Raw genomic sequence first — 9,053 nt, forward strand, 5'->3', positions numbered from 1 at the left:
ACCGCCGACCCACTGCTTACAAGGCAGTAGCTCTACCAACTGAGCTACACCAGCATCCTTGATTTGTGAAAGTTGGATTATAGCCCAATTTCTTTTCAAAGTCAAGCTTTTTTTTAAAATTTTTGGAAATAAGGATAAAAAATTAGAATTTAGTCGCACATGCAAGCTAAATTTTAGCCCATTGGCTCCGGTGCCTCTTTAAAAAATAGGTCCGACTTCTTTCTTAATCCTCGTTTTTTCGGCATAGTTACGTCTTTTTCTTCTGCAGTGGTTTTAGAATCAGGGTCGCCTTTATAGTCGTTATTTTCGCTTTTTACCATCCCAGCATATGCCTCTTTGTATCCTGCGGATTTTATTTTATTAATTAAAATTTTAATTTTTTCTCCACTTAGAGGCTGTGTTTTTATCGCGATGGCACGGTATCTACCAAATTTACCACTAACGACCTTTTCGACGCCCTCAAGGTTGCCTACTTTTTTTTCAACGGCCACTCGCACGCTTTCTATTGCCTTTTCGCTTACGTCGTCGCCAAAAGCGCTCACAAAAATATGATATTCGTCGTTTGCAAGCAAGGCGCTAAAAAACATCATAATAACGAATATCACCTTTTTCACGAAATTTCCTTAGGATATTTATCAAATTTTACAGTATCGACCGACCGTCTTATCATTATACAACAAAAAAATATAAACTTACCGTCAAACTCTATCCAAGCACCCTTGCGATTAACTCTATCGGGTTCTCGCATTTTACGTCTGAGCCACCGATATGTAGCGCATTTGAAATTTGCATTTTACAGGCGCTACACTCTGCGCTTACGATCTTTGCACCCGAGTTTTTTATCATCTCGGATTTTTTTTGTCCGGCCGCGCGGCTTAGATGATATTTTTCAGACTGCATCGTCACGCCGCCAAAACCGCAGCACTCGTTTGGATCTTCCATTTCGGTCATTTCGTAGTTTTGAGCGAGCAGTTTGCGAGGCTCTTTAAATACGCCTTGCATTTTTCTGGCATGACAAGGGTCGTGATAGGTCACGGAGATCAAATTTTTGCCTTTTTTAGCCAAAATTTCAGCCAAATTCGTAAATTTTTCAAAGTACTCCGTCGCTAAAAATATCTTCTTACTCACCGCCTTTGCACGCTCTCGCCAATGCTCATCATCATGAAAGAAGTGCTCGTAGTCGATCTTTATCATCGCCGAACAAGTAGCCTCCGGCACGATGATGGCGTCTAGCTCGCCCAGCATTTTTTCAAAATACTCTATATTTCGCTTTGCCAAAACCTCGACCGTCGCAAAATCCCCCGTAAAATACGCCGGCGCGCCGCAACAGGCCTGCTTTTTCATCAAATTTAAATTTAGCCCAAGCTCGCGGGCGATCTTAACGAGAGCCTCGCCGATGCCCGTATACGCATAGTTTCCCATACAGCCGATAAAAACGCCGATGGTTTTATCGCCGCCGTTATCGATAAACTCGGCGTGCGAGTTTAAAAAGCTCTTTTTGCTAGCGGTTGGCAAAAGCCGCTCTTTTTTCACCATCGGCAGGCTAAATCTCGGGCTCATCGCACCTTCGCGGATCTTAAACGCGCAGCTTTGAAACACGTAGCCCAGCCTCGCACAAAAGTCCATCACCGCGCGGTGGCGTAGTAGCCAAAAAAACGCCTTTTTATACCACGCGATGCCAAATTTTTCCGCGATATCGCGGCGAACGTTTTCTATCGCCGTATCCACGCGCAATGAGTTTGGGCAGACCTCGACGCAGCTCGTGCACAAAAAACAGCTCTCAAAGATATTTTTCGCGCTTTTATCGAGCTTTAGCTCGCCGCGCTCATAGGCCCCCACGAGATCTAAAAAACCGCGCGGAGAGGTTGTTTCGTCGGAGTTTATCTTGTGGATCGTGCAGACTTGGATGCATTTGCCGCATTTTACGCATTTATCTGAAATTTCGCTAAATTTAAACATTTTCGCATCAAACCGTTTTTGAAAATCGGCGTAAATTTTCAGGTATTTTTTTCAAATACGCGTCAAAACACATCGCGATATTTCGTATGATCAGCGTGCCCGTCTCGTTTACGCTGATTTTTTCAGGCGTTACGGTTACAAATTCACTCAAATTTTCAAGCTCGACCAAATCATCCTTAAAATACTCGAAAAATTTGATGCCAAATTTAGCCTCGACAGCCTTGATATCAAGAGCAAAGTTGCTCATCAGGCTCATTATCACGGCTTTTCTGATTAGATCGTCGCCAGTTAGATAGATACCCTTGCAATACGGCAAAACACCGCTATCTAGGGCTTTTTCGTATTCGTCCATGTCCTTGAAATTTTGAGCGTAGTATCTTTGTCCCTCGCCGATGCTAGTTAGTCCGATGCCGATTAGATCGGCTCCGCCCTTGGTCGTGTAGCCTTGGAAGTTACGATGAAGCGTACCGTTAGCTAGCGCGACGAAAAGCTCGTCGCCGGGTTTTGCAAAGTGATCCATACCGATCATTTTGTAGCCGTTTTTGATAAAAAACTCGGCCGTGTATTTTAAAATTTCAAGCTTGGTTTTAGGGCTAGGTAGCGTAGCTTCGTCAAATTTACGCATAGATTTTTTTATCCACGGCACATGCGCATAGTTAAACACCGCCAGACGGTCGGGAGACAGCGTCAGAGCCTTATCAAGCGTCGCTTTAAAGCTCTCTAGCGTCTGATACGGCAGGCCGTAGATCAGGTCCATATTTATCGAGTTGATACCCTTAGCGCGAGCCATATCCACGGCGTTTTTGGTGATCTCGTAGGGCTGGATGCGGTGGATCTCCTTTTGCACGCGCTCGTCAAAGTCCTGCACGCCGTAGCTAACGCGGTTAAAGCCGTGAGAGACGAGCACGTCAAGCTGCTCGCGGGTTAAAAATCTCGGGTCGATTTCGCAGCTGATTTCAGCCTCGGGCGAGAAGTTTTTAAATTTAGCCTTTATCATTTTGATGATTTCATCTAGCTGATCTGCGCCATAGAATGTCGGAGTGCCGCCGCCAAAGTGCATTTGTAGCACGGGCGCGCTCGTGTCGAGATTTGCCGCCAGCAGATCGAGCTCTTTTTGCAGATACTGCATGTACCGCGTTTTGCGGTCCTCTTTGCTAGTATAAATTACATTGCAACCGCAAAAATAACAGGCGCTGCGGCAAAACGGCAGGTGCAAATAAAGCGAAAGCGGACGCGAGGCGTCGCGGTTTTTTAGCTCCCGCAGGTAGTCCTCGTAGCCAAATTTATCGCTAAACTCGGGCGCGGTCGGATAGCTCGTGTAGCGCGGCCCCGGGCGCGAATACTTCACGTAAGCGTCAAAATCTATCATAGCGTTTTATTCCTTGCGTTTTTCATTAAATTCTGCATATCGACGAACAAATTCGGATACTGCTTTTTGATATCTTTTACCAGTTTTTCCAAATTTACGTCGATGCTTTTTTTATTTTTATTTTTTGCGGCGATCTTACGTATCTCGTCCATCGCCACAACCCAAACGTCGGCGAAATCTATCGGTACGTTTTGCCAGATCGTCTTTTCGAGCCTTAGCTCGAAATTTTCCTTTTGGACGTTGCGGTAGGCTTCGATGAGCTGCGAGAGCGATTTTAACGAAACCATCGTGTGTAAATTTTGATTTTCGTCAATACCAAACCAAGGCTCCACCCCGTCCCACGAGCCGCTTTTTAGGCTAAGGCTCATTTGATTAGGATCGCTTGTCGGCACGATCTCAAATATCGTTTTTTCGCCCTCTTTTATCCCAAGCTCGCCTGAGATTTTATCTATTTTTTCGTATGTCTTTTGTAGATTTTTTTCTTTCATTTACTTCCTTAACTTACCCGTTTCGCTGCCTATCGAGCCAAACCATCACGCCTTTTTGCGCGTGCAGGCGATTTTCCGCCTCAGCAAAAATCTCATCCGCATGCGCTTCAAACACGCCCTCGCTCACCTCGTATCCGCGGTAGGCAGGCAAGCAGTGTAAAAATATCGCTCTCGGCGCGGCTAATTTCATCAAATTTTCATCCACGCAAAAACCGGCAAAATCCCTCAGGCGCTTTTCTTTTTCGGCCTCTTGCCCCATCGAGACCCAGGTATCGGTAGTGACGACGTTAGCGCCCGAGACGGCTTCTTTTACGTCATGAGTTAGATAAATTTTAGCTCCCGAAATTTGAGCGTTTCTCATCGCTAAATTTACGACGTCGGCATCCGGCTCGTAGCCCTTTGGCGTAGCAATCCTTAGCTTAAAGCCAAGCTTGCTAGCTAGCATCAGCCACGAGTGAGTCATGTTGTTGCCGTCGCCCACGAACGCCGCTTTTATCTCGTCTATTTTTAGTCCGAATTCGACCGCCGTCATGAGATCGGCCATCAGCTGCGCTGGGTGAAATTTGTCGCTAAGGCCGTTTATCACGGGTACGCGGCTAAATTTAGCAAGCTCCTCTAACGTCTCGTGGTGATTAACGCGAGCCATGATGAGATCGCACATTCGCGAGATCACGCGCGCGGTGTCTTTTATCGGCTCGCCGCGCCCGATCTGGATGTCGCTCGAGCTAAGAAACAGCGCATGCCCGCCAAGCTCGTTCATCCCCACGTCAAAACTCACGCGCGTTCTGGTCGAGCTTTTCTCAAATATCATCGCCAATTTTTGATCTTTGAGATACGGCTTAAAATCTCGCACCTTTGCCTCTTTTTTTATCTGCAAACCCAAATTTAAAATTTCGATGATTTCATCTTTGCTAAAATCGTTTAACGTTAAAAAGTGCCGCATTTTACCCCTTTAAATTCCCAAATTTGCCCATAAAATTTACAAGGCGAAGTATCGCGAGATAGATTTGCTTGTTTTCTACTTCGCTACGCTTGTAGCTAAATAGAAGAAGTAAATTTCGTCCCAAGATAAGGCACATAGCCTATCGCAGGGCGAAATTTACGAAATCAGGCAAATATACTCGCGAGACAAGCCGCTATTTTCTTAGTAAAGCGGCGGCTTCTTTGGCGTGGTAACTGATTATTAAATCCGCTCCCGCCCTCTTAAATCCTACTAGCGTCTCCATCATCACGCGTTCGTAGTCAATGACGCCGGCTTTTGCCGCTGCTTTTAGTAGAGCGTATTCGCCGCTCACGTTATACGCGCAGATCGGTAGCCTCGTCGCTTCGCGCAGATCGCGGATGATGTCTAGATACGCAAGGGCGGGCTTTACCATCAAGATATCGGCGCCTTGCGCCTCGTCCTCCAGACTCTCGCTCACGGCTTCTAAGCGGTTTGCGCTATCCATCTGGTAGCTTTTTCTATCACCAAAGCTAGGTGCGCTTTCGGCTACGTCGCGAAACGGCCCGTAGTACGCAGAGGCAAATTTGGTCGAATACGCCATAATCGGCAAATTTTCATATCCGCTCAAATCCAGCGCCCCGCGCAAGGTAGCGATGATGCCGTCCATCATGCCGCTTGGAGCGATCATATCGGCTCCGTTTCTAGCGTGGATCAGCGCTTGTTTAGCCGAGATCTCTAGCGTCGCGTCGTTATCGACGGTCTGATGGACGTGATCTAGGATACCGCAGTGGCCGTGATCGGTGTACTCGCAAAAGCAAAGATCGGTTATCACGACTAGACCAGGAAATTTATCCTTTATCGCTCGCAGCGCGGTCGCGATGATGCCATCGTTGCTTAGAGCGTCGCTGCCTACGCTATCTTTTAGGCTCGGGATTCCAAACAATATTACCGCTTTTATGCCTAAATTTCGCACGATTTCGCACTCTTTTAAAATTTCGTCCAAACTCATCTGAAAGACGCCCGGCATCGAGCTTATCTCTTTTTTAACGCCCTTGCCTTCGACGACAAAAAGCGGATAGATAAAATCGCTCGCCGCAACGCTAGTTTCGCGCACCATCTCCCTGATCGCGGGATTTATCCTAAGCCTTCTAAAACGTTTAAACATAATTTTCCTTTTACTTCGCTACAATTTACGCTTAGTGTAACATAATAGGAGTTAAAAATTTATGAATATCGAGCTTTCAAATACGGCAAATTTACCCTCTCGTTTCGGGATATTTGAGATACAGGCCTTTAAGGAGGGCGAGAAAGAACATTTAGCGATTTACAAAAAACCGTTCGGCGAGGTCGTAAACGTCCGCATCCACTCCGAGTGCCTAACGGGCGATGCGATCGGCAGCCTAAAGTGCGACTGCCGCGACCAGCTGGAAGCCAGCCTAAAATACATCGAGGAGCACGGCGGCATGGTGATCTATCTGCGCCAAGAGGGGCGAAATATCGGCCTACTAAACAAAGTAAACGCCTACCACCTGCAAGATGAGGGCCTGGACACCATCGAGGCAAACCACCAGCTGGGCTTTAAGGCCGACGAGCGCACGTACGAGATCGTGGATTTTATATTAAAACACTTCGGCATCGAAAAGATAAATTTGCTAACCAATAATCCGAAAAAACTGTCCGGGCTAAAGTGCGTGCAGATCGTCTCTCGCGTGCCTATCGTCATCCACGCGAACAAATTTAACGAAAACTACCTGCGCGTGAAAAAAGAGCAGATGGGGCATATGCTAGATGAAAATTGACCTGCCGAGGGACTTTGATGCGCAAACGGCGAAATTTAGCGAAATTTTGGCTAAATTTAACCGCGTGCACAGCCTTACCAACTACAAAAATTTAAACGAGCAGATCGCTGATAGCATAGCTCCGCTTGAAATTTTCCCGCAAATTTGGGGAGCCGAAACAGCGATTGACGTGGGCAGCGGAGCGGGCCTTCCCGCGATATTTCTCGCGATGATTTTAAAGGAGTGCGAGTGGCATCTCTTTGAGCCCAGCCCGAAAAAATCGGCGTTTCTAAGCTACGTCAAGGCCGAGCTAAATTTAGCAAACGTGCGCGTAAAACCTTGCAAGATCGAGGACGGCGAGCCCTTCGCGGCGCAGCTAATCACTAGCCGCGCGCTAATGAAAACGAAAGATTTTCTAGGGATTTGCGACGGTTTTTTTGACGCGCAAACTCAAATTTTACTTTACAAAGGAAGCAGCGTGCAAAGCGAGCTAGAGGGGCTCAAAGCTCAAATTTGCGGGCGCGGCAACCGAAATTACGTACTTATAAAGGGCGGCGATGTTATTTAAAATTTTGGCTTTTTTAGCGGTTTTAATTGCGATTTATTTGATATTTTTTAAAACCCGCGTAAAAAGAGGCGTAAAAGGCAGCGCAAAAAAAGAGGACAAAGATGCCGAAAATTTCGTCGAATGCAAAAAATGCGGCACCTTTATAGAGGCTAAAGACGCCGTAATAAGCGGCGGCGGATACGTCTGCCAAGACTGCATGCAAAGCAAAAAGGAGTAGAAAATGCAATTAATCGGTCACGAGCTAGTGCCTTACGAAAAGCTGTATTTTTGCGCGAATACGGACGAAATCGACGCGAAATTACAAAATATGTTTTATTTTAATAGCCAGATGATAAAAGCGGCGCAAGAAAAAGGGGCTAAATTTAGCGTCGCTTGCGAGAACGTAAGTGAGTGCGTAATCGCAAATGCGGCGGGCGCAAATCTGCTTGTTATGTCTAGGCGAGAGTTTACGCCAAAAGCCGCAAATTTAGCCCAGTTTTATCTCTTTGACGCCAAAGTCGCTTGTATAATCGGCGATGAGAGCGAACTTAGCGAGATAGCGGAGTATCAAGCCGACGTCGCGATATTTGATAACGCTATCGTTTGGAATAGATCAAAAAAGGAAACAAATGGAACTTTTTAAAACCGCATTTTTGATGACAGTGCTAATGCTGCTTTTCGTAGCCGTCGGCGGCGCGATAGGCGGCACGAGCGGTATGATGATCGCATTTTTAGTTGCGCTTGGGATGAACTTCTTTTCGTATTTTTTCTCGGATACGCTCGTGCTCAAGCACTACCGAGCCGTACCCGTTGACGAGGCGCACGCGACGGGACTTTATCAGATCGTGCGCGAGCTTTGCGCGAAGGCAAATTTGCCGATGCCAAAGATCTACATCATCCCAGAAGCCGTTCCAAACGCATTCGCCACGGGTCGCAACCCTAGCCACGCCGCAGTGGCCGTGACCGAGGGCCTGCTAAATCTGCTAAACAAAGACGAGATCGAGGGCGTGCTAGCTCACGAGCTAAGCCACGTGCGCCACTACGACATCCTAACTGGCTCGATAGCAGCGGTTTTTGCGGGAGCGATCGCGATACTGGCAAATTTCGCGCAGTTTGGAGCGGCAAACCGTCAAGGCAAGCAAAATCCGCTAATGCTAATCGCCCTAGCCGTCATCATGCCGCTAGCCGCTACCATCATACGCATGGCAATCTCGCGGGCGCGGGAGTTTGAGGCCGACAGGGGCGCAGCGATGATAACGGGCAAACCCCAGCACCTAGCAGGCGCACTGCGCAAGCTCGAGGACTACGCGCGCGGACGCGTGATGGCAAACGCCGACGAACAAAGCGCGCATATGTTTATCATTAATCCATTTAGCGGCGTAAAAAGCGCGCTGGGTTCGCTGTTTCGCACGCACCCGAGCACCCAAGACCGTATCGCCGCTCTAGAAAATTTACGCTCGCAACTAGATGCCGAAAACGGCGTAAAAGAGTATTTTAGAAAGTGAATTTGACGGGCAAATTTAAGTTTTCGTTTCGGCCCGCCAAATTTGAGCAAAACGGCTTGACTTTTAGCGTTAAACTTAACGCTAAATTTAACCCTGCGTCGCGTCAAATTTGACCACACGCATCAAAGCAAATTTATCAAAAAGGCAAAATATGAAAATAGCCGTAAACGGCACGAGCGGATTTATCGGCGGCGAGCTTTGCAGATTTTTTAGAGCCCAGGGGCACGAGATAGTAACTATACCGCGAGCTGTCTATGCCGACAAAGACGCACTCAAAAGCCTCATCAGCGGCTGCGACGCGGTTATAAATTTAGCGGGTGCTTCTATCGCGGCCAGATGGAGCGAGGCCTATAAAAAGCAGCTTCACGCAAGCAGGATAGAGACGACTCGCGCGCTGGTTTGCGCTATAAACGAGCTAGAAAATCCGCCATTTTTCATCAGCGCTTCGGCCGTGGGCATCTATG

The 9,053-nt window shown here is 47.3% G+C and carries 13 protein-coding genes; 6 read left to right on the plus strand and 7 right to left on the minus strand.

What is annotated here, in order from left to right; all coding sequences use genetic code 11:
• Positions 1–173 precede the first annotated feature (173 nt).
• The 7 genes from Q0546_RS08985 to hemB all read right to left on the minus strand — a co-directional run bounded on the left by Q0546_RS08985 (position 174) and on the right by hemB (position 5,924).
• Positions 174–614 carry a hypothetical protein gene (locus tag Q0546_RS08985; protein ID WP_298792347.1) on the minus strand — a complete coding sequence of 147 codons (441 nt, stop codon included), beginning with the start codon at positions 612–614 and terminating at the stop codon, positions 174–176.
• 91 nt (positions 615–705) lie between these two features.
• Positions 706–1,959, minus strand: coding sequence for a (Fe-S)-binding protein (locus Q0546_RS08990; RefSeq protein WP_298792349.1), 1,254 nt, complete (start codon positions 1,957–1,959; stop codon positions 706–708).
• Between the two features lie 7 nt (positions 1,960–1,966).
• Positions 1,967–3,328 carry an oxygen-independent coproporphyrinogen III oxidase gene (gene hemN, locus Q0546_RS08995; RefSeq protein ID WP_298792351.1) on the minus strand — a complete coding sequence of 454 codons (1,362 nt, stop codon included), beginning with the start codon at positions 3,326–3,328 and terminating at the stop codon, positions 1,967–1,969.
• Positions 3,325–3,816 (minus strand): DUF2603 domain-containing protein, encoded by a 492-nt coding sequence (locus Q0546_RS09000; RefSeq protein ID WP_298792353.1) that lies wholly within the window; start codon positions 3,814–3,816, stop codon positions 3,325–3,327. Before Q0546_RS09000 ends, hemN begins: the two co-directional genes overlap by 4 nt.
• A gap of 13 nt (positions 3,817–3,829) precedes the next feature.
• Positions 3,830–4,759, minus strand: a complete 930-nt coding sequence (argF, locus tag Q0546_RS09005; RefSeq protein WP_298792355.1) for an ornithine carbamoyltransferase — start codon at positions 4,757–4,759, stop codon at positions 3,830–3,832.
• Between the two features lies 1 nt (position 4,760).
• Positions 4,761–4,895, minus strand: a complete 135-nt coding sequence (locus Q0546_RS09010) for a hypothetical protein (RefSeq protein ID WP_298792357.1) — start codon at positions 4,893–4,895, stop codon at positions 4,761–4,763.
• Between the two features lie 57 nt (positions 4,896–4,952).
• Positions 4,953–5,924, minus strand: coding sequence for a porphobilinogen synthase (gene hemB / locus Q0546_RS09015; RefSeq protein ID WP_298792359.1), 972 nt, complete (start codon positions 5,922–5,924; stop codon positions 4,953–4,955).
• A 61-nt stretch (positions 5,925–5,985) separates the two neighbouring features.
• Here hemB and ribA point away from each other — a divergent pair, with 61 nt between their 5' ends.
• The 6 genes from ribA to Q0546_RS09045 form a co-directional block, all read left to right on the plus strand.
• Positions 5,986–6,558, plus strand: a complete 573-nt coding sequence (gene ribA, locus Q0546_RS09020) for a GTP cyclohydrolase II (protein ID WP_122874323.1) — start codon at positions 5,986–5,988, stop codon at positions 6,556–6,558.
• Complete coding sequence (gene rsmG / locus Q0546_RS09025; RefSeq protein WP_298792362.1) at positions 6,548–7,105, plus strand: 16S rRNA (guanine(527)-N(7))-methyltransferase RsmG; 558 nt, start codon at positions 6,548–6,550, stop codon at positions 7,103–7,105. The genes ribA and rsmG overlap by 11 nt, the downstream gene beginning before the upstream one ends.
• The gene (locus tag Q0546_RS09030) at positions 7,095–7,322 is read left to right on the plus strand and encodes a PP0621 family protein (RefSeq protein WP_298792364.1); all 228 of its coding nucleotides are present in this window, start codon (positions 7,095–7,097) and stop codon (positions 7,320–7,322) included. Before rsmG ends, Q0546_RS09030 begins: the two co-directional genes overlap by 11 nt.
• Positions 7,323–7,325: 3 nt before the next feature.
• Entirely contained in the window at positions 7,326–7,727 is a 402-nt protein-coding gene (locus tag Q0546_RS09035) for a hypothetical protein (RefSeq protein ID WP_298792366.1), read from the plus strand.
• On the plus strand, positions 7,714–8,589 hold the full coding sequence (gene htpX / locus Q0546_RS09040; RefSeq protein WP_298792368.1) for a zinc metalloprotease HtpX: 876 nt from the start codon (positions 7,714–7,716) through the stop codon (positions 8,587–8,589). The genes Q0546_RS09035 and htpX overlap by 14 nt, the downstream gene beginning before the upstream one ends.
• 151 nt (positions 8,590–8,740) lie before the next feature.
• On the plus strand, positions 8,741–9,053 hold a 313-nt coding region (locus Q0546_RS09045; protein ID WP_298792370.1), incomplete at its 3' end, for an NAD-dependent epimerase/dehydratase family protein.

Origin of the sequence: uncultured Campylobacter sp. (assembly GCF_937997465.1) — a bacterium.
GTDB lineage: Bacteria > Campylobacterota > Campylobacteria > Campylobacterales > Campylobacteraceae > Campylobacter_A.

What these genes read in the sequence shown, in the direction of transcription:
- Q0546_RS08990 (WP_298792349.1), bottom strand. Translation starts at nt 1,959, where the DNA reads ATGTTTAAATTTAGCGAAATTTCAGATAAATGCGTAAAATGCGGCAAA.
- hemN (WP_298792351.1), bottom strand. Translation starts at nt 3,328, where the DNA reads ATGATAGATTTTGACGCTTACGTGAAGTATTCGCGCCCGGGGCCGCGC.
- Q0546_RS09000 (WP_298792353.1), bottom strand. Translation starts at nt 3,816, where the DNA reads ATGAAAGAAAAAAATCTACAAAAGACATACGAAAAAATAGATAAAATC.
- argF (WP_298792355.1), bottom strand. Translation starts at nt 4,759, where the DNA reads ATGCGGCACTTTTTAACGTTAAACGATTTTAGCAAAGATGAAATCATC.
- Q0546_RS09010 (WP_298792357.1), bottom strand. Translation starts at nt 4,895, where the DNA reads ATGTGCCTTATCTTGGGACGAAATTTACTTCTTCTATTTAGCTACAAG.
- hemB (WP_298792359.1), bottom strand. Translation starts at nt 5,924, where the DNA reads ATGTTTAAACGTTTTAGAAGGCTTAGGATAAATCCCGCGATCAGGGAG.
- ribA (WP_122874323.1), top strand. Translation starts at nt 5,986, where the DNA reads ATGAATATCGAGCTTTCAAATACGGCAAATTTACCCTCTCGTTTCGGG.
- rsmG (WP_298792362.1), top strand. Translation starts at nt 6,548, where the DNA reads ATGAAAATTGACCTGCCGAGGGACTTTGATGCGCAAACGGCGAAATTT.
- Q0546_RS09030 (WP_298792364.1), top strand. Translation starts at nt 7,095, where the DNA reads ATGTTATTTAAAATTTTGGCTTTTTTAGCGGTTTTAATTGCGATTTAT.
- Q0546_RS09035 (WP_298792366.1), top strand. Translation starts at nt 7,326, where the DNA reads ATGCAATTAATCGGTCACGAGCTAGTGCCTTACGAAAAGCTGTATTTT.
- htpX (WP_298792368.1), top strand. Translation starts at nt 7,714, where the DNA reads ATGGAACTTTTTAAAACCGCATTTTTGATGACAGTGCTAATGCTGCTT.